At 40.3% G+C, this 20800-nt stretch carries 19 protein-coding genes and 1 pseudogene; 16 read left to right on the plus strand and 4 right to left on the minus strand.

All coding sequences use genetic code 11. From position 1 onward, the window contains the following. Positions 1-95: 95 nt before the first annotated feature. The 6 genes and pseudogenes from NFR51_RS08970 to NFR51_RS08995 all read left to right on the plus strand — a co-directional run bounded on the left by NFR51_RS08970 (position 96) and on the right by NFR51_RS08995 (position 8645). Positions 96-626 (plus strand): hypothetical protein, encoded by a 531-nt coding sequence (locus NFR51_RS08970; protein WP_251713351.1) that lies wholly within the window; start codon positions 96-98, stop codon positions 624-626. Between the two features lie 125 nt (positions 627-751). Further along, positions 752-1393, plus strand: coding sequence for a hypothetical protein (locus NFR51_RS08975; protein WP_251713352.1), 642 nt, complete (start codon positions 752-754; stop codon positions 1391-1393). Positions 1394-1890: 497 nt separating this feature from the next. Then, entirely contained in the window at positions 1891-2931 is a 1041-nt protein-coding gene (pheS, locus tag NFR51_RS08980; protein ID WP_251713353.1) for a phenylalanine--tRNA ligase subunit alpha, read from the plus strand. Between the two features lie 46 nt (positions 2932-2977). Then, complete coding sequence (pheT, locus tag NFR51_RS08985; protein ID WP_251713354.1) at positions 2978-5386, plus strand: phenylalanine--tRNA ligase subunit beta; 2409 nt, start codon at positions 2978-2980, stop codon at positions 5384-5386. Between the two features lie 294 nt (positions 5387-5680). Continuing rightward, on the plus strand, positions 5681-6694 hold the full coding sequence (locus tag NFR51_RS08990) for a 3D domain-containing protein (protein WP_251713355.1): 1014 nt from the start codon (positions 5681-5683) through the stop codon (positions 6692-6694). Between the two features lie 330 nt (positions 6695-7024). Continuing rightward, positions 7025-8645 (plus strand): annotated as a pseudogene (locus NFR51_RS08995) (hypothetical protein). Between the two features lie 89 nt (positions 8646-8734). On the opposite strand, the gene NFR51_RS09000 reads toward NFR51_RS08995, so the two are convergent. From NFR51_RS09000 to NFR51_RS09015, 4 genes are all read right to left on the minus strand, one after another. Beyond that, entirely contained in the window at positions 8735-8929 is a 195-nt protein-coding gene (locus NFR51_RS09000; protein ID WP_251713357.1) for a hypothetical protein, read from the minus strand. A gap of 23 nt (positions 8930-8952) precedes the next feature. Continuing rightward, the gene (locus NFR51_RS09005) at positions 8953-9726 is read right to left on the minus strand and encodes a S24 family peptidase (protein WP_251713358.1); all 774 of its coding nucleotides are present in this window, start codon (positions 9724-9726) and stop codon (positions 8953-8955) included. Positions 9727-10066: 340 nt separating this feature from the next. After that, on the minus strand, positions 10067-10510 hold the full coding sequence (locus NFR51_RS09010) for a MarR family winged helix-turn-helix transcriptional regulator (protein WP_251713359.1): 444 nt from the start codon (positions 10508-10510) through the stop codon (positions 10067-10069). A gap of 2 nt (positions 10511-10512) precedes the next feature. Then, positions 10513-11883 carry an MFS transporter gene (locus NFR51_RS09015; protein WP_251713360.1) on the minus strand — a complete coding sequence of 457 codons (1371 nt, stop codon included), beginning with the start codon at positions 11881-11883 and terminating at the stop codon, positions 10513-10515. Positions 11884-12503: 620 nt separating this feature from the next. Between NFR51_RS09015 and rsgA the strand changes: the two genes are divergently transcribed. The 10 genes from rsgA to NFR51_RS09065 all read left to right on the plus strand — a co-directional run bounded on the left by rsgA (position 12504) and on the right by NFR51_RS09065 (position 20545). Beyond that, on the plus strand, positions 12504-13385 hold the full coding sequence (gene rsgA, locus NFR51_RS09020; RefSeq protein ID WP_251713361.1) for a ribosome small subunit-dependent GTPase A: 882 nt from the start codon (positions 12504-12506) through the stop codon (positions 13383-13385). Further along, a complete protein-coding gene (locus tag NFR51_RS09025; protein WP_202231175.1) occupies positions 13357-13563 on the plus strand; it encodes a hypothetical protein in 207 nt (68 codons plus the stop codon). Before rsgA ends, NFR51_RS09025 begins: the two co-directional genes overlap by 29 nt. A gap of 8 nt (positions 13564-13571) precedes the next feature. Further along, positions 13572-14231 carry a ribulose-phosphate 3-epimerase gene (rpe, locus tag NFR51_RS09030; protein WP_251713362.1) on the plus strand — a complete coding sequence of 220 codons (660 nt, stop codon included), beginning with the start codon at positions 13572-13574 and terminating at the stop codon, positions 14229-14231. Next, positions 14228-15514, plus strand: a complete 1287-nt coding sequence (locus tag NFR51_RS09035; RefSeq protein ID WP_251713363.1) for a DNA recombination protein RmuC — start codon at positions 14228-14230, stop codon at positions 15512-15514. Before rpe ends, NFR51_RS09035 begins: the two co-directional genes overlap by 4 nt. 1 nt (position 15515) lies before the next feature. Then, positions 15516-16460: a 3'-5' exoribonuclease YhaM family protein gene (locus tag NFR51_RS09040; protein ID WP_251713364.1), complete on the plus strand. Its 945-nt coding sequence runs from the start codon at positions 15516-15518 to the stop codon at positions 16458-16460. A 13-nt stretch (positions 16461-16473) separates the two neighbouring features. Then, a complete protein-coding gene (locus NFR51_RS09045; protein ID WP_251713365.1) occupies positions 16474-17343 on the plus strand; it encodes an aldose 1-epimerase family protein in 870 nt (289 codons plus the stop codon). Between the two features lie 90 nt (positions 17344-17433). Further along, positions 17434-18567: a cation:proton antiporter gene (locus tag NFR51_RS09050; RefSeq protein ID WP_251713366.1), complete on the plus strand. Its 1134-nt coding sequence runs from the start codon at positions 17434-17436 to the stop codon at positions 18565-18567. A 69-nt stretch (positions 18568-18636) separates the two neighbouring features. Continuing rightward, on the plus strand, positions 18637-19266 hold the full coding sequence (gene upp / locus NFR51_RS09055) for a uracil phosphoribosyltransferase (RefSeq protein WP_251713367.1): 630 nt from the start codon (positions 18637-18639) through the stop codon (positions 19264-19266). A 147-nt stretch (positions 19267-19413) separates the two neighbouring features. Next, entirely contained in the window at positions 19414-20022 is a 609-nt protein-coding gene (locus NFR51_RS09060; protein WP_251713368.1) for a nitroreductase family protein, read from the plus strand. A 205-nt stretch (positions 20023-20227) separates the two neighbouring features. Beyond that, a complete protein-coding gene (locus NFR51_RS09065; RefSeq protein ID WP_202230961.1) occupies positions 20228-20545 on the plus strand; it encodes an ATP cone domain-containing protein in 318 nt (105 codons plus the stop codon). Positions 20546-20800 lie beyond the last annotated feature (255 nt).

A 20800-nucleotide genomic window follows, 5' to 3' on the forward strand; every position in this document is an offset into this window, starting at 1 on the left:
AAAGTCCTTTCTTTTTTGTGTCTTCTTAGACAGATTATAACACACTAATTTGTGTCTACTTTTATAGTATAGCTCCAAAGCTCGAGTGTAACCAGATGAAGTATAAAGCGGAGAGAGAAATCAGTGAGCTCAAGGCTAACGCGAAAAAAGAAGCTGAAACGATGATTCAAGAGATGGGAACTTTGAAAAAGGAGGCTCAAAAAGAAGCTGAGCAACTCAAAGTAAATGCTAGACGTGAGATTGAAAAAATGGCTCAAGAATCAGAAAATCGTAAAGCAGCTATGCTTAAAGAACATGAAGCGCTAAAAGCAAAAGCAGAGCAAGATATGGAACAACTGGAAAAAGACGCCGCAGTTGTAAAAAGTGGCATTGAGGAAGAAAATAAAGCATTACGCCTTGAAGCGCACAAAGAGTCTGAAAAGATAAAAGAAGAAGCGAATGCTTATGTGGTTCAAAAGCAGAAAGAAGCAGAAACAATTATTGAGGCAGCGGAGCAAAAAGGTCAAGAGAAACTGGATGAGACAGAGCAAAAATTAACGGAACTCAATGTTCAAATAGCAGACACGAAGAATGCAGCAAAAGAGTTAATCGGTCGTTTGGGTGAACTGATGAAACTTGGGATTTAGAAGTAATTAAATTAAAAAACAGCTAAAAAAGTAAAGCGCTGATAAGGCGCTTTTTGAGCGAATGACTTAGAAATACGCAAGTGAGCTTTTGAAGTTTGTATGTTGAAGCAGGAGGAGGTGAATAAATGAGTCAAAGTCAGTATGAAGAATTATTTGCAGAATCAGAAAATTTACTGGATCAAATGACACATGTTTTAGAACCGACTCACTCCTCGCAGAGCTCTCGCTCATCTGGTGCCAAGAAAAGAAAAATAAAAAAGTGGCCCAGAAGAGCCGTGATTTTACTTGTTCTTTTAGTATTACTCATTACTCTTGCAATGGCAGGAGGAAAATTTCTTCAGATTTTGAGCGGACATTTTCCACTTAGATATGAGATAAGCGTTCAGAGTGAGCCGCGACAGATGAGTGAACAAGACTTGAAGCAGGAAGCTGATGTACCTACTGACGATGATACGGCAAGAGTACGCGTATCTTTGGAAATAAAAGCGGAAAAGAATAGGAAAGTTGGCAGAGTAGTTGTGCAAAATTTACCTACAAATGACACACGCCTAAGATTTTCGGTGATAGGGGAAGGGGAAACAGAGCCATTCTTCCGCTCAGAATTGCTCAATCCAGGATATGGTGTATCGGAAATTCCACTGAAAAATGAACATTTTCAAGGTGAACATAAAGCGCAGATTTTATTAGAGTTTTATGAGAAAGAACAAGAAAAGAAAATTACCGAAAGCACAGTGGACGTTATTATTAATGCAAAAGAATCGGAGTGATTTTTCGCTTTTTGCTTTCTCTTCGCACTTTCCTAGGTTTTTTCATCTTTTCTTAGTGGCGTGATGAGAAAGTCACTCATTGAGGATTAAGGCAATTCATAAATGAGAGCAGCGATGCCGATGCCATTCACAAACGATGTTTTTTTGAATGGCAACCAATAAGACGCTCAGGCAATTCATATAAGAATTGCCGTCTCTCAATAGTGCCTTTAGGCACAATGAGAGCAGCGTATTAAAAATTGACAAATCAAAGAAATCTGCTAAAATAAGTACATAACAAGAATGAGAAGAGTAGATTACTGAAACGTTTAAGGGAGTGGTGTCGTTGACTGAAAAACACCACACGGGAAAGTGATTGAAGTTCACCTTATTCTAAATTTAAAATAAGCTTTAACGAAGTGATAAAATGGGATGGTACCGCGGTTTTCGCTCCTTATGAATAGGGGAGAAAATCGTGGTCTTTTTATAATCACCGCCAGAGTATATGAGGAGAAAGAATGAACTTACAAGAGAAAATTGAAGCTTTGCGAGAGCGGGCCTTGGACAACTTGACAGCTGCTGTTGAAGAAAGAATGTTAAATGATTTGCGCACAGCTATCATGGGTAAAAAAGGAGAATTGACAGAAATTCTCAAAGGGATGAAAGAACTCACAAATGAAGAACGCCCCGTTATTGGCGCTTTAGCCAATGCTTTCCGTGATGAATTTGGAGCGAAACTGGAAGAGAAAAAGGCAGAGCTTGAAGAGAGAGCGCTAAATGCAGCTTTGAGCGTTGAAACTTTGGATGTCACTTTACCAGGGGCTGCTTTGAAAAAAGGAACACGTCATATTTTGACTCAGACAGCAGAAGAGATAGAAGAAATCTTCTTAGGTATGGGCTACGAAATTGTTGATGGCTATGAAGTTGAAACAGACCACTATAACTTTGAACGCATGAATCTTCCCAAAGATCATCCTGCGCGTGATATGCAAGATAGTTTTTATATCACAAATGAGGTCTTACTGCGTACCCACACCTCACCTATGCAGGCGCGTACCATGGATAAGCACGACTTTAACAAGGGCGGTCTCCGTATGATAGCGCCAGGTCGCGTTTACCGTCGTGATACAGATGATGCGACACACAGCCACCAATTTCACCAAGTTGAAGGACTGGTTGTGGATAAAAATATCACCATGGCTGACCTTAAAGGCACCCTTGAATTTGTTATACAAAAGATGTTTGGTGCCAATCGTGAAATCCGTCTTCGTCCTTCATATTTCCCGTTTACTGAGCCTTCAGTTGAAGTGGATGTGAGCTGTTTTAAATGCGGCGGCAAGGGATGCAACGTCTGCAAACACACCGGATGGATCGAAATTCTCGGTGCCGGCATGGTCCATCCGAACGTCTTAGAGATGAGTGGCATTGACAGTAAAGAATATTCTGGATTTGCCTTTGGTATGGGGCAAGAACGCATCGCAATGCTACGTTATGGTATTAATGATATTCGAGGATTCTACCAAGGTGATTTGCGTTTCTTAGAACAATTTGGAAAATAATTTCAGAACTAAACACAGAAGAAAGCAGAATAAAAGGAAAAGTAAAATGTTAGTATCATACAAATGGTTAAAAAAATTAGTCAATGACATTGATGACATTCCTGTCACTGATTTGGCAGAAAAAATGTCCTTGTCTGGTATTGAAATTGAGGGTGTCACAGTACCTGGAGATGGTTTATCAAAAATAGTAGTCGGTGAAGTATTGACTTGTGAAGACGTACCGGACACTCATCTTCATCTTTGCCAAGTTGATGTGGGTGAAGATGAACCGCTTCAAATCGTTTGCGGTGCGCCAAACGTAAAAGCGGGGATTAAAGCAATCACAGCGCTCGTAGGAGCACGTATTGCCGACAATTATAAAATTAAAAAAGGGAAAATCCGTGGTATCGTTTCACTAGGAATGCTCTGTGCACTTGATGAAATCGGTATCCCTGAGTCTGTAAATCCGATGAAACATGAGGAAGGTATCTATATCCTGCCTGAAGATGCTGTGATTGGCGACAGTGTTCTTCCTTACCTTGATTTGGATGATGAAATCATCGAGCCAGATATCTTGGCAAACCGTGCAGATGCAATGTCCATGCGTGGTGTGGCTCATGAAGTGGCAGCTATCTATGGTAAAACAGTTAATTTTGAAGACAAAAAACTAACAGAGGTCGACAGAAAAGCTGCGGATAAAATTGCTGTAAAGGTGGAAGCAAGCACAGAACAAGTACCTACCTATAAAATTCGTATAATTGAAAATGTGAAGATTGCCCCATCTCCGCTTTGGCTCCAAAATACACTGATGAATGCGGGTATTCGTCCGATAAATAATGTCGTTGACGTAACAAATTATGTCTTGATGTATTATGGACAGCCGTTGCATGCTTTTGATTTTGACAAATTTGGTGCAGACGAAATCTTAGTGCGTCAAGCGCAAGACGGTGAAAAGATTGTGACCCTTGATGAGCAGGAGCGTAAGCTCAGCAAAGAAGACATAGTCATCACAGCCAATGGCAAACCAGTAGCACTTGGTGGTGTTATGGGAGGGCTTGACAGCGAAATCACAGAGCAAACCACCAATGTCGCCTTGGAAGCAGCGCTTTTCAATGGTACGTCAATCCGAAAAACATCACATAAATTTGCGCTGCGTTCAGAATCATCTAGTCGATTTGAAAAAGGCATTAATCAAGGCACAGTCCGTGAAGCTTTAGATTTTGCGGCCGCAATGATTCAAGAGCTTGCTGGGGGTGAAGTTCTTTCTGGTGTGGTTGAGTCAAACGACTTTATGCCAGAACCCCAAGAAGTTAAGACCACTTTAGAACGTATCAACGCTTCTCTTGGAACCAGCCTTACAGTGGAGAAAGTGTTAGAAATTTTAGCACAACTTGGATTTGAAACTCAAGAAAACAACGGTGAATTCCACATTCAAATCCCATCACGTCGGTGGGACATTAAGATTGAAGCAGATATTGTTGAAGAAATCGCACGGATTTATGGTTATGCCAACCTGCCAAGTACTTTGCCTGCAGGAGCTACAGTTGGAGAGTTAACGGCCATGCAAAAATTGCGCCGTAAAGTGCGCACCAACGTTGAGGCTGCTGGACTTTCAGAAGTCATTGGCTACTCATTGACCAGCTCTGAAAAAGCGCGCGAATTTGCCGATGTACAAGGACCAACAACTTCATTACTTTTACCAATGACCGAAGACCGTCAAACATTACGGGGAAGCCAAATTCCAGGACTTTTGGATATCATCAACTACAACCAGAACCGTAAAAATGCAGATGTAGCTATCTATGAAGTAGGAAACATTTTCCTTGCAATAGATTCAGAAGATTCCCGACCTTTGGAAATTCCTCATCTTGCCTTTGCCATTTCTGGGAATGTAGCGGACAAAACCTATAATTCAGCTGCTGTAGCCGTTGACTTTTATCATGCAAAAGCCATTGTTGAACAGCTTTTGGCAGGTTATGAAAATCTCTCCTTTGAGGCTTACTCAGCTATCAAAGAAATGCATCCCGGGCGCACAGCACGCGTTTTAGTGGGCAATCGTCAAGTTGGTTTTGTTGGACAAGTACATCCTGCGACAGCAAAAGCTTATGACATTAAGGAAACTTACGTGGCTTCTCTTGACTTGGAGGTGATGCTTGAGCTTGCTCCAGCACAAACTGTTTTTGTTGAGGTGCCAAAAGTACAAGCTGTGAACCGTGATATTGCCATGCTCGTTGATAGAGACAAGACACATGCTGAGATTGTAGAAGTAATCACATCAAGCAAAGTGAAAAGCTTAAGTAAGGTGGAGCTTTTCGATATCTATCAAGGGGAAAACTTACCAGAAGGTAAGAAATCAATGGCTTATAGTTTGACTTTCCAAAGTCGTGAAAATACAATGACAGAAGAAGAAATTGCTAAAGCTATGGCTAAAATTACAAAAAATCTTACAGAAAAACTCAATGCTGAAATCCGTTAATAAAGGGTAGAAGCTGGTACAACTGTCTCAAAAATATAGAAAAATGCTCATGATAGCGAAGAAAGCTATTTTGAGCATTTTTATTTGTACACTTTGCCATAGCAGACTGCTTTCATGAAAAGAATGTTAATATACGAAAAATGTAGCAGCTCACGAACTTTTGCTGACTCATATAAGAATTCGAAAAAGTCAAGGGATGAAGTATTAATAAAAGCGTTTTATATTAAGTTTAAATAACCACATGTAAAGCATATGAAATCTTTCTGAACTACTTTTGTGTTAGAATGGTAAAATATGAAAAAGAAAAATTGGAAAAAGAAAGCAGCTGTACTGTTTTTAGCAGTGAGTATGCTTACTTTGGGCTTACAGACTGCACAAGCTGATGAAAGTTCGATAGAGACAAACATCGAAAACTTTCAAAAGCAGCTCAACGCAGAACTTTCTCAGGTGAATGCAATTTATGCAAAAGCAAATGATTCACAAACTGAACTAAAAGCGACTCAGGAAAAGCTTGAACATTTGACTGCGGAGATTGAAAAAACCGAGGAAAAATACAATTCTTTGAAGGAGACTGTAGCGGGGCAAATGCGTGCGATGCAGCAACGTGGCGGTGTTTTTCCTTCAGTTCTTGACATAATGCTCAACGCAGCGGATTTTCACGAAGCTGTGCAGGCACTGACAAACCTGAGAGTTATCCTACATGCAGAAGATGCTCAAGCCAAGTCCTTGGTTGATACTCAGAAAAACTTGGAGAAAATGAAACTCTCGCTTCTTGAAGCAAAAACCGAGTTGGAAGCAGCTCAAACTAACTATGAGAAGCAGGTAGAAAAACTTGAGGAAAGTATAGCTCTACTCAAAAACAAGGTGACAGATAACCAAAGTATTCTTGACGAAATGCGTGTTAAGGCTGTGGTGCTCAATAGAGATTCAGATAAATCGAAAATAGATTCCCTTTCAGTAGATAGGACAGAGGATTCAGAAGTTTCTGATGAGAACAATGCCGTAATGACGCCACCGAGCGGCGGAGCTTTTTCATTAACCGTTTCGGCTACAGCTTACGCTTCAGATAATGGACTAGGCTTTATTACAGCAACGGGCATTAATCTCCATCTGAACCCTATGTGTATCGCTGTAGACCCCTCTGTGATTCCTTTAGGAACAATGGTTGAAGTACCGGGATATGGTATAGCGATTGCGGGAGATACAGGAGGTGCAATTGTGGGTAACATTATCGATGTCCACTTTCCGACTACAGCCCAAGCTCAGGCATGGGGACGTAAAACACTTCAGATTAACGTGTTGAGTTAATAAATAAGAATAGAACCCACTTGTACAGAGGCGGTCGTATAAAGCTCTATGAAAGGAGCTTTACACGACTGCTTTTATTTTGCTCTAGAGATATATTCTATAAGGATTACGAAAAGCAGCTTTACTATGCAGGGAATACTGTTATTCTTATGGTTTCTAAGGTTAGATTCGATAGGCATTTTAAATCTGGAATTCGCTTTTCTCATCAAACACTCATTTCATTTGACCTTTTTTTTTTTTTTATACTATAGACTCAGAAAGTAAACGTAACATTAGAAATGTATATGTAATGAAAACTCAAAAGTAAATGTTACGTCAAAGGAGGAGTTTATGACACCAGAAAAGAAAAAACGGCGGCAACTGCGCAATCTCGCACTCTTATCGCTCTTACTGCTCTTGGTCGGCGGCACCTTTGCCTTCCAAGCCTTCAACCAGCGGGCCATCAATGACCGGATACGGGAGAACTCGGTCGGTGGACGTACCCATGATTACTACAATCGAGACACCGAAAACAAAGATGTTTTCGTTGAAAATTTCGGTGATGTTGAAATCATGGTGCGCATCCGATTGTCGGAATTTATGGAAATTCAAAGAGGGGGTACAACAGGCTTTGAACCTCTTGTACCAGGGGCCACTCGTGGTGATGTAGACAGCTGGACAATCATGCGACCAGCTGCAAATGATTTAAATACTCGTACAGGTGCCTCAGCGGCCTTCAATCGTTATTCCCGTCTGACCTTTGGTTGGGAACGAGCAGGACAAGATGCGCCCTGGTTTATGCCAACCTTTAACCATGACAACGCAGACCTGATGACGGCAGCTGCAGGACATGCCCGTGATTGGATCACAAGTCCAGTCACAGATGGCGTAACAGACGGTGCCACTCATCCCGGAGACGGTACAGATGCTTACTGGTCCTCTGGTGACAGCTTTGACAACAGCGGACCAGTTTGGCCGGGCGAAGAAGTCACCCATGATGCCGCTCAAAACCTGCAACAAGACCGTGCCCCGATGACGATAGACCAGTGGTATGCCCTACCAGCTGCGGATAAAACAGGTAACTTTTGGGTGATTGATAGTAGGACAGGCTGGGCTTATTGGGCCAATACGCTCCAGTCAGGGCAAGCGACTTCTTACTTGATTGATGCGGCAGAGATGGCTGCGGCTGCTGGTAACATCCCGGGTCAATATTATTACGGTATTCATGTGGACAGTCAGTTGATCAGCTCAGATCAAACTCAGGAATTCTTGACACTTGAAGCAGATGGAACGATTCCGCATATTCACTTGTCTTTACTGCTCCAAGCAATCACTACTAAAGATGATGGCAACCCAGGAGTTTTTGAGGATTCTCAACCCGAAGATTTTAACTTTGCTGCTATGACGCCTGGACGTGTCTTCACCATGGCAGGTGAACAATACCGTTATCTGGAGAACATGGGTTCTGGTAATCATATGATTATCCGAAATCGTGCAATTCCTAATACAACTTTTGCTCAGGAAGAAGATGGCCTTACTTCTTGGTTTGATGGGCTAGACCCAGCAGTTCAAGATCGAGTGCAGCCTGTGGTCGATGACTTTGTGACAGGAAATGTTCCTTATGCAGATGTTACCTTTGACGGGCCAGGACCGCGCTGGATCCCCAACAATCTGAATAATTTTCCAGAAGTTGCGGCCGATGTGACTCGGGTGGATACTAGCGGAACACCTCGTGCCTTTTCTCTTTCCTTGGCTGATGTGACACGCTTATCAGGATCAGGACGGGCTTTCCCTAACCATGCAGAACGTGTGGGGGGGTGGTGATACTTGGTGGAGGCTACGAACTCCAGGTAGTGCTACAGCGGGATGGATGATTAACAACAACGCAGGTATTGGTGGTGAAATGAGTGTTGTTAGAAGTGATTTCCTTCGTAATGACGGGGGTCTCCGCCCAGCGATAATTATCCGTTAACAAACTAAAACAAAAACGTTCAAAGACAATTACTTTATCATCTTTGAACGTTTTTTGTGTTTTAGGAAGCTTCCCGTCTCTCTTTACTTTTATGAGACTTTTTGTCTAGTTTTAAGCTTTAAGGCTGCGGCTAAATCAATAAGTTTTTTTGACTCATTATTTTTACTCTGTTTAGCTTCACGTAAAGCTCTTTCTTCTGGGCTGAACCAGAGGACGAGCTCATAGAGAGCTGCGAACCCTAAGCCCATACCACCAAATATTAAAACAATCTCTATATATTCCATCTTAGACCTTCTTTTAGCTTTTCTTAGTTTTCTATCAATTCAGGATCTATCGCTTCGATACAATCAACTACAGGTCCTACGATTCTTGATGTTTCCTCATCAAGATAGAAGTCCTTGTATTGAGGTGCGGTGTTGAGAGAGTGGCAGCGGAAGCTATCTTCCTCTCGAAAAACTTGCTTGCAGTAGAGCTGCTCCTCTCCAGGACCACCTTCCGAAATCACATAAATATCTCCATCTCTATCAAAACCAGTTGCGACAAAAGTTACAATAGAAGAGTCAGGATATTCTGGCTGCATGGAGTCGCCTTTGATACGCGCAGCCCCATCATAACGCCCGGGACGAATATCTGTGAATACGGTGTAAGTTTCCTGTGTATCGTTTAAAGCTTGACCAAATCCAGCAGAAAGCTGCTCATCAGCAACCTCAATCCTATAGAGTTCCTCACGGCGATAAGTTCGTAAAGGAATAATGTTATCCGAGGCAGGGAGAGGTTCAGCTTTTTGATTGGCGAGAAACCTAGAAAAATCCAGAATACTGTTCTGTTGTTCAGCATCTAGTGTATTGTAAATATTGAGAAGCTCAATAAAAGGAGAATCAGATTTTCGCTCATTGAGAATAAGGTCAATAGGGATATTGTAAATGTCCCCGAGTTTGACAATCATCTCCAGAGCTGGATTACCTGTTTTTTTCTCCCAAAGTGCATAAGTTCCTTGAGTAATATCAAGCATTTCGGCAAGCTCTTTTTGAGTAAAATGATGCTTTTTACGCAACTTTTTAAGGTTTTGTCCTAAATTCATATCCAATCCTCTTTTATTGAATTTATCAATATTATAAGGTAATAAGAGGCAAAAGTCAAGTTCAAAAATTGAAAAAATCAATAAAAACACCAGACGCTTGACTGGCTTCCGAAAAACAGTAAGGCCTTGTTTATTTCAGTGGAATGATTGTCATTATATAAATTTTACTGTTCAGTATCCCATGGGTTTGTTCATTTGAGTTTAAATGTTTGGGGTTTATTGACAGCAGGCAAAATGACCAAGGCAAGGCAGATTTTCTCGAATACCAAAGAAATAACCAGTGTCAAATGCTACGAAAAACACAAGCCTGACAGATCAGACTTGTGTTATGTTAATCTTGTCAACGGATAGGCGGATGTTTATCACTCAGTGGATGATAGGTGTTAACAAGGCGTGATAAAAGAGAGGCGAACACTTGGGCCTCGTCTGCTGTCAGTCCATCAAGCGCTTGACGGATAACTTGGCAGTAGATTTTTTTGACTAGGGGTAAAGCTTGTTGAGCTTTTGGAGTCAAATATAATTCAGAGCGGCGATGATCATCAGAGGCAGGTTGCTTTCTGATCCAACCGGCAGAGACAAGTTCATTTATCTGTCGTGTTACAATGCTTTGTTCACGATGGAATTCTTTGATAAAGAACGCTTGACTAACCCCTGGATTTTCATCTATTTTTTCAAGATAGATATAGTTTTTACTATTTAACCCTATTTTTTTATATTGAAAGTTGAGTTCTGTATGTAACTTATGATTTAAAATAAAGGTTAACTTGTCCATTCGAAATTCCATAATTAAGTGTCCTTTCGAGAGCTTTGACGTAGATAAAGTCCAAAGAAGCTTAACATTAAAACAACGAGGAAGACTGTTGCCCACATTGAAAGACGCATTCCCGTAATAAAATTGCTTGGAAGATCAGCTAAGACAATCAAAATTGTTATTGCGGAAGCTCCAAAAGCTTGGCGTAAACTATTATTCAGTGCTGTGGCATGGCTAATCTCATCAGGAGCGATGGCTATAAAAGCTTCTGACATTGCAGGGGAGAAGACAAGAGTGTTTCCTATCATGCGCACCATGTAAGCCACAGTTAATAGCCACACGGGTGTTGTGTTTGAAATCATGACAAAGGGAATTGCTGCAATCAGCATTAAGAGACCACCGGAAATGATGAGATACTTAGGACCATACCGATCATAAAGCCGTCCCACCAAGGCAGCACAAAGTGCATTGACGATAGCGCCAGGTAAAAGAATCATCCCCGATACCATACTGTCGAGGTGTAAAACATTCTGAGTAAAAATTGGTAACATTTGTTCAGTGCCAAGTAAAACCATAAAAGCACAGATACCAACCAAGGTCATCAGTCTAAAGGGGCGATTCTTGACCAACTGAACTTTGAGCATGGGTTGTTTTAAGCGCAATTGTCGTTTGATAAAGATGAACAAGACAAGAATACCGATAAATAGCATGCCCCAACCTTGAATAGCCGAAGTTTGGAAGACAGTCAGGCTGGCAAGGGTTAAACCTGATCCAATCAAGGATAATGTTACAGAGGTAAAATCAATCTTGATATCTTTCGGTTCAGAAAAGTTAGGGAAAGCAAGCCACCCCACCAGTAACACGAAAAGCATCAGTGGTAAAACTAAGATGAAAATATAGCGCCATCCTAAAGTATTAACAATTAATCCTGAAAGAGTAGGCCCAATTGCTGGTCCAAAAGCGATGACTAAACCTGACAGACCTAGGATTGTTCCCCGTTTTTCGCTGGGATAAATGGAGATCATCGTGGTCATCTGAAAGGACATTAATATGCCACCAGCACAAGCTTGAATCAGACGTGAGAAAAGTAGTGTCCAGAAGTTGGTCGCAAAACAACCAAGCAATGTTCCTAAAACAAAGAGCGTAAGAGAGGACAAAAAAATATTACGCTTTTTGAATTTTTCATACAGGTTGGATGACAGAGGAGTGATAATCCCCATCATTAAAGTGTAACCTGTTGTCAGCCATTGTACCAGAGATAATGAAACATTCATATCATGCCCAATGACAGGGAGGGCAGTGACCATCATGGTTTGGCTGGCCAAACTAACAAAACAAGTAAATAATAACAGGAGGGTAACAATCAACCGTATCTTAGGATCAATCGTTTTAGCAATAGTATCCATATAATAAAATCCTTTCACTTAAAAATACATGTAAATGCATTTAATATTGTACATGCAATTACATCTTTTGTCAAGAAAGGAACTGGTGATAAACATTTAGACAATGGAGGCAAGTGCTCATAGCTTTTGGATACGCATCAGCTTGTCCAAGATGTCTATCAAAGATAGGAAGATATTTGTAAAGGTTATAATCTTCCCTAGATTTAAGTTTATCGGAAGATTATAAACATGTGGGGGATAAGCAAGAACAGTACGAGAAAATGTTATAATAGAGAAGTACACATATTTTCTTTCCTGCCAGCAAAGGCGAGATAAACGGTCTGATAAAAAACTGTCAAAGGGAAAGGATCTCTACTTGTAGGTGTAAAAAAACTTTTGGTTTAACTTCTTTCAAAAAGCCGTGCTTATGGAGGGGGATGAAAGTGAAGGAAAGGATGTAAACAAACCTATACTGGAACGAAGGGGTTAAGCTGAAAAACTAAGCGAGAGCTAGAGGAGAGGGGGAGCAAGAGGAAAGTTATTATTGTTTTTAACTCTAGAAAAAGCAGCGCATCGTAGAAAGAGCGCAGCTTAGAGGAGTGCAAAGAGAATAAAAACATAATTTCTGCTAAAATATCAATATGGTAAAAAAAGGACGTATTATTAAATCTTTAGCAGGATTTTACAATGTAGAATCTGAGGGACAAGTTTATCAAACGCGTGCGCGGGGGAACTTTCGGAAGAAAGGAATGAAGCCAATCGTTGGCGATTTTGTGGACTTTTCAGCTGAAGAAAACTCAGAAGGCTATATCTTAGATATACACGAACGGAAAAACAGTTTGATTCGTCCTTCGATTGCAAACATTGATCAGGCGGTTATCATCATGTCGACGGTTAACCCAGATTTTTCATTGAATCTGCTGGATCGGTTTCTTGTTTTTCTGGAACATAAAAATATCCGTCCTCTTATCTATATTTCCAAGCTTGACCTGATGGAGGATTTAAGCACTTATCAAAAATTTAAACAAGACTATGAACAGATTGGGTATCAGATTTTCTTTGACTGGAAAGAGCTGGAAAAGTCTTTGGCTGGTAAGGTAACTGTTTTTATGGGACAAACAGGGGCAGGAAAAACGACCCTGCTAAATTTGATTGCACCGGGAATGAATTTAGCGACGGGAGAAACTTCAGATAAGCTTGGGCGTGGCCGTCATACCACACGCCATGTGGAGTTCTTTGAAGTTGCATCAGGCTTAATTGCAGATACACCAGGTTTCTCAAATCTAGACTATGATGTTTCTAACCAACCAGATTTAAATGCAGCCTTTCCAGAAATTTTACGAGAGGGTCATGGGTGTAAGTTTAGAGAATGCACCCATACACATGAGCCTTCTTGTGCTGTCAAGCTTGCACTTGAAGAAGGCAGAATTTTAGCGAGTCGTTATGAGGACTATCTGCAATTATTAACAGAAATAAATAACACGAGGGAAACTTATGCCAAACAAAGAAAAAAACAAAATTAAAGGAAACATTTGGATGAAGCAGGCCGGCTTCTTAGGTTTAGTGATTCTTTGGGCTTTAATCATTTTCTTTAAAAATAGCTTGGGAGACTGGAAGTGGCCGTTATTTGCTTTTCTGGTTGTTTTGACTGTTTGGGGTTTATATCAAATCAATAAAGCCTTCTTTGGCTTGAAAAAATAGGAGGAAACATGCAACAATTTACAAATAAAATAGCACCGTCTATTCTCGCGGCTGACTTTGGTGCCTTTACAGCAGAAGTCGCAAAGATTAAAGCTGCTGGTGCAGATTATGTACATATTGATGTTATGGATGGTCACTTTGTCGATAATCTGACCTTTGGTTCGGGCGTGGTTGCAGCACTTCGCCCACATACAGATATGGTTTTGGATGTGCACATGATGGTCGAAAATCCAGAAAAATATGTTGAAGAATTTGCTCAGGCTGGTACGGATATCATGAGCATTCATGTTGAAGCAACAGCGCATATCCACGGAGCATTGCAGAAGATCAAAGCTGCGGGGATGAAAGCAAGCGTGGTCATCAATCCTGGAACACCCGTCTCAGCTATTGAACCTGTTCTCAATATGGTCGATATGGTTTTAGTAATGACTGTCAATCCTGGTTTTGGGGGTCAAGCTTTTATTCCAGAAACCATGGATAAAGTTCGTGAACTTGTGAAATTACGTGAAACTAAGGGACTGATTTTTGAGATCGAAGTAGATGGTGGTATTGACGATAAGACGATAGAGCAAGCACGTGATGCAGGGGCAAATGTGTTTGTGGCAGGGTCCTTTGTTTTCAAAGGAGATGTAGCGGTTAAGATTCAGAAGTTGAGAGATAAGTTATGAACATATTTATTATTATTCTTTTGATTTTAGTTCTCTTGATAGGAACAGCTAATTTTTTCAAAAAACCAGCAGCAGATTCCAAGCTGAATGCTAAAGTGGAAAACCTTTCGTCACATTTAACAGAACTGCGTGTAGAAATGTCTCAACAGCTGGGGCAAAACCGTCAAGAAATGTCGGGCACTGTATTAAACCTTTCCCATAATCTGAATGAAAACCTGTCGAATTTGACAGAAAATATCAATGCCAAATTTGACCACCAGTTTAAGGATTTACAAAGCTCCAATGAGCAAAAACTGGATAAGATTGCACTCCATTTAGCGGAGATGTCAGAAGTGCTGACTGAAAAATTTGACCGTAAGTTCAAAGAATTGCAAGAAGCCAACGATAAAAAATTAAGTCAAATCCAGAACACGGTAGATGAAAAGCTCCAGGAAACGCTGAATAAAAGAATTTCGCAAAGTTTTGAGCAGGTCACCAATCTTCTGACTTCTGTGGACAAAGGACTGGGAGAGATGCGCAATCTCGCCAGCGATGTGGACAGTCTTCAAAAAGTGATGACAGGTGTGAAAACGCGAGGAATTATTGGTGAAGTACAGCTTGGGCGGATTTTGGATCAGATTTTTACCGCAGGACAATATCAGGAACAAGTCAATATTCAAGAGCGAAATGCTGTGGACTTTGCGGTTGTGATGCCCGGTAAAGCAGCAGGCAGTGATGTTTTATTACCCATCGATTCAAAATTTCCTCTAGAAGACTATCAACGCTTGCAGGCTGCTTTGGATACAAATGATGCGAAAGCGATTGAAAGCTCACGTAAAGCACTGTTTGCTGCTGTTAAATCTCAAGCAAAATCAATTTCGGAAAAATACATTTTACCACCAAAAACAACGGATTTTGCCATTATGTTTTTACCTGTTGAAGGCCTTTTCATGGAAGTGGTGAACAATACTGAACTTTATGAACAACTCAGCCGTGATTACAAGGTCAATGTTACGGGACCAACGACGATGACAGCTGTTTTGAACAGTTTACAAATGGGCTTCAAGACATTGCAGATAGAGCAAAAATCCAGTGAAGTGTATGAAATGCTAGGAGCGGTCAAGACCGAGTTTGGTAAGTTTGAAACTTCTCTTAAGAAAGTTCATGAACGCTTGCAACAGTCCGAAAAAGAGATCAATACGCTGATTACGACAAGAACAAATGTCATGAATCGTAAATTGCGCACGATTGATGCCATTGATAAAGAGACGAGTGCTGCGCTTTTAGAAATAGAAGGGGACTAATATGGTTCTGATAAAAAATCTATCCATTGGTGAATTTTTTGAGGGTTTTTATCTGATAAAATCAGTTGAACTCCGTCAAACACGTGCAGGTAAAGACTTTCTTGCGATTGTTTTTCAAGACCGTACAGGAACAATCTCAGGTAATATTTGGGATGCAAATCCGAAAGCCATAAAACAGTTTGTTGCGGGGCGCGTGGTGCATATGAAGGCTTTAAAAGAGCTTTACAATGGCATGCCTCAGGTCAACCGTATCAGTTTACGTTTAGCAGAAGGAAATGAGCCGATAAATCCAGAAGATTATCGAGAAAAGTCCCCTGTAAATGAGGCAGAACTTCGGGAATATGTTGAAAGCATTCTTTTTCGAATCGAAAACGCGACATGGAACCGCATTGTACGTCATATTTTGAAGAAGTTTGACCGTGAGTTTTACCAGTTCCCAGCAGCCAAAACAAATCACCATGCTTTTGAGGGGGGCTTGGCCTACCATACGACAACCATGCTCCAGCTGGCCGAAAAGGTCTGTGAAGTTTATCCTCAGCTCAACGAATCTTTAATGTTTGCAGGAATTCTTTTGCACGATATGGCTAAATGTATAGAGTTTACCGGCGTTGAAAATACAAGTTATACTCTGCGAGGAAATCTTTTGGGGCATATCGTACTTATTGATGAAGAAGTGAGTAAAGCAGCCATGGAGTTAGGAATCGATGAGGAGAAAGAAGACTTACTTTTGCTGCGACATGTGTTATTGAGTCACCATGGACAGCTGGAGTATGGCAGCCCTGTACGCCCTAAAATTATGGAAGCTGAAATCATTCATCAGATTGACATGATGGATGCCAGCATGATGATGATGATGACTGCCCTTAACAATGTTGATCCCGGACAGTCCAGCCAGCGTGTCTTTGCCTTGGAAAACCGTAATTTTTACAAGCCCTTGAATAATTAGATAGAAAGAAAAGATGAAACATACACTGAAAAATGGCACATTAACTGTCGAAGTTAGCGCTTTTGGCGCAGAACTGAATTCTGTTAAAAAGGAGGGGATTGAGTACCTTTGGCAGGCAGATGCAGACTTTTGGGGACGCCATGCACCCGTGCTCTTCCCCATCGTTGGGAAGCTGAAAAATGGCCAATACATTTATGAAGACAGAGTCTATGATATGTCTGGACATGGTTTTGCACGTGACAGTGTGTTTACACTTGTCAAAGAGGAAGAAGACGAACTCATTTATGAGCTTGTATCAAGCGTTGAAACTCTTGCAAGCTATCCTTTTGAGTTTAGCTTTAGAGTAGGTTATAAACTTATGGATAATCGAATTCGTGTGCGTTATCAGGTCGAAAACAAGGACCATAAACGGATGATTTTCGGTGTTGGAGCGCATCCTGCTTTTAACGTTCCTTTAGAAAAGGGGACTTTTGAAGACTACACATTGACAGTTTCTCCTTCAGAAAAGCGCACCTTTATTCCCTTAGACTTGCCGACAGGTATGCTTAAAAGAGAGGAACAATCAGAAGTGGAAGTGAGTGAATTGCCACTTAAGCATGAACTCTTTGCTAAGGATGCTCTTGTCTATACTTCTTCAAATGAAATGTCTGTGGCATTGACAAACAGTTTAGACAAGCGGAGTGTGAAAGTAACTTGGAAAGACATGCCTTTCTTTGGACTTTGGAGCCCTTATCCAACTGAGGCAAGCTTTGTTTGCATTGAGCCTTGGGCGGGAATTGCGGATGAACTTGGTACAAGTGGGCAGTTGACGGAGAAGTTTGGCATGAATCAACTTAACCCTCAAGAAGAATTTAGTTGTAGCTATATTGTCGAAATAAATTAACAGGAGGAGATAGACATAGCGCTATCTTTTTTCTATTTTTTTAAGAAGGCTGAGAGGAAAAACAAGTCATAAATTGTTATAATAGAAGGTATGAATGATATTTTCCAACTTACATTGATTTTGGTTGCTTCTTTAGTTGCAACCCTGATTGCAAGAAGAATAAGAATTCCAGCAGTAGTTGGACAGATACTTATTGGTATCGTTTTGGCTCCTGCTGCTTTAGGCTGGTTACATGGTGGACATACGATTGAAGTTCTTTCTGAAATAGGCGTGATTTTGCTCATGTTCCTTGCTGGTTTAGAAAGTGACCTCAGTGTGCTTAAGAAAAATTTTAAACCAGCCTTACTGGTTGCTTTAGCAGGTGTACTTGTCCCTTTGCTAGTATTCTGGGGCGTGACTGCTATGATGGGTTATGCTTTCTCAACAGCCATCTTTTATGGGATTGTTTTTGCAGCAACGTCTGTATCGATTACGGTTGAGGTTCTGCAAGAGTATGGTAAACTTTCAACAAAAGCAGGTTCGATTATCTTGGGTGCAGCAGTTGTAGATGATATCCTAGCTGTTCTTGCCTTATCCATTTTTACATCAACAAACAGTGCTTCAGGAAACTTACCGCAACAGTTTTTCATGGAGTTTCTTTTCCTGGTTTTTTTGGTTCTTGTTCACAAGTCTATACCAAAAATTTGGCAATTTGTCGAGAAGCTGCCTATCTATGCGAAAAATACAACCGCAGCACTGATTCTTTGTTTGGTCTTAAGTCTTTTGGCTGATGCAGCAGGAATGTCAGCGGTGATTGGTTCTTTTTTTGCGGGCTTGGCACTGAGTCAAACCGATGTTTCGCATAAGATTGAAGAGTACAGCTCAGCTATTGCTTATGTCGTCTTTATCCCTGTTTTCTTTGTTTCCATAGCTATCTCGGTTACTTTTGAGAGTATCTTTGAACAGCCCCTCTTGATTCTTTTCTTTACACTTCTAGCGGTTTTAACCAAGTTTATCCCAGCGTACTTTATTGGAAAATCCACAGGGCTTTCAACATCAGAAAGTGCCTTGGTTGGTACTGGTATGGTTTCTCGTGGGGAGATGGCACTCATCATTGCGCAGATTGGTCTGGCTTCACAAGTGATTAATAGTGACATTTATTCAGAACTTGTCATCGTCATTATCCTGAGTACTCTTATTGCACCATTTTTGATTAAGCATTCTTTGAAAAAGGGAATAAACTGATAATAATAGCAGACTTATAGGGAAAAAAATGATAAAATAGTTAAAGTATATAAAATGAAGGGGTTTCTTATGTCAAACTTTCAAGTAGTAAAACATCCACTTATCCAACATAAACTTTCAATCTTACGCCGTGCGGATGTATCAACAAAAGAGTTTCGTGAACTTGTTGATGAGATTGGTATGCTTATGGCTTACGAAGTATCACGAGATTTGCCTTTGCAAGATGTGGAGATTGATACACCTGTTGCGCACATGACAGCGCAAGAGCTTGCAGGTAAAAAGCTTGCTATTGTACCCATTCTTCGTGCAGGTATTGGTATGGTGGATGGTATCTTGAAACTCATCCCAGCGGCGCGTGTAGGTCATATCGGTATGTACCGTGACGAAGAAACACTTACACCAGTGGAGTATTTGGTAAAACTTCCAACGGATATTGCAGAACGTCAGATTTTTTTAGTTGATCCGATGCTGGCTACGGGGGGCTCTGCCATTCTTGCTATTGACAGCCTTAAAAAACGTAACGCCAACAACATCAAGTTTGTTTGTCTTGTGGCTGCACCGGAAGGCATTAAAGCTGTTCAAGAAGCACATCCAGATATTGATATCTATGTTGCAGCACTCGATGATCATCTTAACGAGCAGGGTTACATTGTTCCAGGTCTAGGTGATGCTGGAGACCGCTTGTTTGGAACAAAATAAAAAGTCAGTTTAAAACACTTAAAGTTGAACTCAGCTTTAAGTGTTTTTTTATAAAAATATTTCAAACTAAATAGTTTACAAATGTAAATTTGTATGATAAGATTACATTTGTAAACAAAAATAAGAAAATTAAAAAGGAGACATAACATGTCATTTATTAACTCACTCAAAAAACGTCGCTCAATCTATGCACTTGGTAAAAATATTAAAGATAGCGACCAAGCTATTGAAACAATTAAAGAAGCTGTAAAACACAGTCCCACAGCATTTAACAGTCAAACAACACGTGTCCTTATCGTCACAGGTGATGCGCAAGAAAAACTTTGGGACAAAATTGTTGCTGACGAATTGAAAGCAGCGATGAAAGCCCAAGGTGTTCCAGAGTCAGCTTGGGAAGGAACAAAAGCGAAACTTGATGGCTTCAAAGCGGCTTACGGTACTGCCCTTTTCTTTGAGGATCAAGATGTTGTTAAAGGTTTGCAAGAGCAGTTTGCACTTTACGCTGAAAATTTCCCAGTATGGAGCGAACAAGCTTCAGGTATTACTACCGTAAATGCCTGGACTGCGCTTGCTGAACTTGGTATTGGTGCAAACCTACAGCATTACAATCCAGTTATTGATGAAGCTGTTGCTAAAGAATGGAATATTCCTTCAAATTGGAAATTACGTGGACAACTTGTATTTGGCTCTATTGAAGATGAAGCAGGTGAAAAAACCTACATGGAAGATGATGACCGTTTCATTATTGTGAAATAAGTTCAAAAAATCCAAAAATCATAAAACAGGAATGGAATCGCTCAACCATGCGGTTCTATTTTTGTATATTTTACGTGAAGCGCTCTATTTTAGTATCCTTCCAAAGTTTTAAGATTTTTTTTGTAGGGAAAACGATAATTTGCTATAATAAAACAGTAAACTGTTGAAGTGATTAGAGATAGAACAACAAATAAGGAGAGAATACATGGAAGCAAAATTGCTCAATAAAGTAGTTATTAAACGTAACGGACGAGTAGTTGACTGGGATTCATTTCGTATTCAAACTGCTGTTTTTAAGGCAGCTATTAATGGAAAATACGCGGATAAACCCTTGCATGCCAACATGATTGCAAATAATGTTGCCAAGGTTGTAGAAAAGGTCATTGCCGAGCTTCCATTTGAAAAGATTGAAATTGATACGATTCAAAATCAAGTCGTGAAGCAACTCAATGATTTTGATAAAGAAGTGGCAAAAGATTTTTTAGAATATAAAGTTAAGCAAGAAATCAATCGTAAACATTAAGCAGCAGATTCTATAAGAATCTGCTTTTTTGTTCGCCAACTGAGACTGGAAAAATATAGACGGGAACTGTTTTTGGATATAGACGTAACTTAATAAGTTACATGAAAGCAACATTAATGTGTATATTGTTTAACATAAATAACTAATCGTAATATTATTTCTTTTTAACTTTTATATTTGATATAATTTGTAATGTAGGGAATATTTTAAGGGGCATAATACCATCAAGGACTTTTACTACAATTGCAAAGTAAG

Source organism: Lactococcus ileimucosae (genome assembly GCF_943193185.1).
Lineage (GTDB): Bacteria > Bacillota > Bacilli > Lactobacillales > Streptococcaceae > Lactococcus > Lactococcus ileimucosae.

Coding starts and splice junctions, on each gene's coding strand:
- NFR51_RS08970 (WP_251713351.1), top strand. CDS start 96: ATGAAGTATAAAGCGGAGAGAGAAATCAGTGAGCTCAAGGCTAACGCG.
- NFR51_RS08975 (WP_251713352.1), top strand. CDS start 752: ATGAGTCAAAGTCAGTATGAAGAATTATTTGCAGAATCAGAAAATTTA.
- pheS (WP_251713353.1), top strand. CDS start 1,891: ATGAACTTACAAGAGAAAATTGAAGCTTTGCGAGAGCGGGCCTTGGAC.
- pheT (WP_251713354.1), top strand. CDS start 2,978: ATGTTAGTATCATACAAATGGTTAAAAAAATTAGTCAATGACATTGAT.
- NFR51_RS08990 (WP_251713355.1), top strand. CDS start 5,681: ATGAAAAAGAAAAATTGGAAAAAGAAAGCAGCTGTACTGTTTTTAGCA.
- NFR51_RS09000 (WP_251713357.1), bottom strand. CDS start 8,929: ATGGAATATATAGAGATTGTTTTAATATTTGGTGGTATGGGCTTAGGG.
- NFR51_RS09005 (WP_251713358.1), bottom strand. CDS start 9,726: ATGAATTTAGGACAAAACCTTAAAAAGTTGCGTAAAAAGCATCATTTT.
- NFR51_RS09010 (WP_251713359.1), bottom strand. CDS start 10,510: ATGGAATTTCGAATGGACAAGTTAACCTTTATTTTAAATCATAAGTTA.
- NFR51_RS09015 (WP_251713360.1), bottom strand. CDS start 11,883: ATGGATACTATTGCTAAAACGATTGATCCTAAGATACGGTTGATTGTT.
- rsgA (WP_251713361.1), top strand. CDS start 12,504: ATGGTAAAAAAAGGACGTATTATTAAATCTTTAGCAGGATTTTACAAT.
- NFR51_RS09025 (WP_202231175.1), top strand. CDS start 13,357: ATGCCAAACAAAGAAAAAAACAAAATTAAAGGAAACATTTGGATGAAG.
- rpe (WP_251713362.1), top strand. CDS start 13,572: ATGCAACAATTTACAAATAAAATAGCACCGTCTATTCTCGCGGCTGAC.
- NFR51_RS09035 (WP_251713363.1), top strand. CDS start 14,228: ATGAACATATTTATTATTATTCTTTTGATTTTAGTTCTCTTGATAGGA.
- NFR51_RS09040 (WP_251713364.1), top strand. CDS start 15,516: ATGGTTCTGATAAAAAATCTATCCATTGGTGAATTTTTTGAGGGTTTT.
- NFR51_RS09045 (WP_251713365.1), top strand. CDS start 16,474: ATGAAACATACACTGAAAAATGGCACATTAACTGTCGAAGTTAGCGCT.
- NFR51_RS09050 (WP_251713366.1), top strand. CDS start 17,434: ATGAATGATATTTTCCAACTTACATTGATTTTGGTTGCTTCTTTAGTT.
- upp (WP_251713367.1), top strand. CDS start 18,637: ATGTCAAACTTTCAAGTAGTAAAACATCCACTTATCCAACATAAACTT.
- NFR51_RS09060 (WP_251713368.1), top strand. CDS start 19,414: ATGTCATTTATTAACTCACTCAAAAAACGTCGCTCAATCTATGCACTT.
- NFR51_RS09065 (WP_202230961.1), top strand. CDS start 20,228: ATGGAAGCAAAATTGCTCAATAAAGTAGTTATTAAACGTAACGGACGA.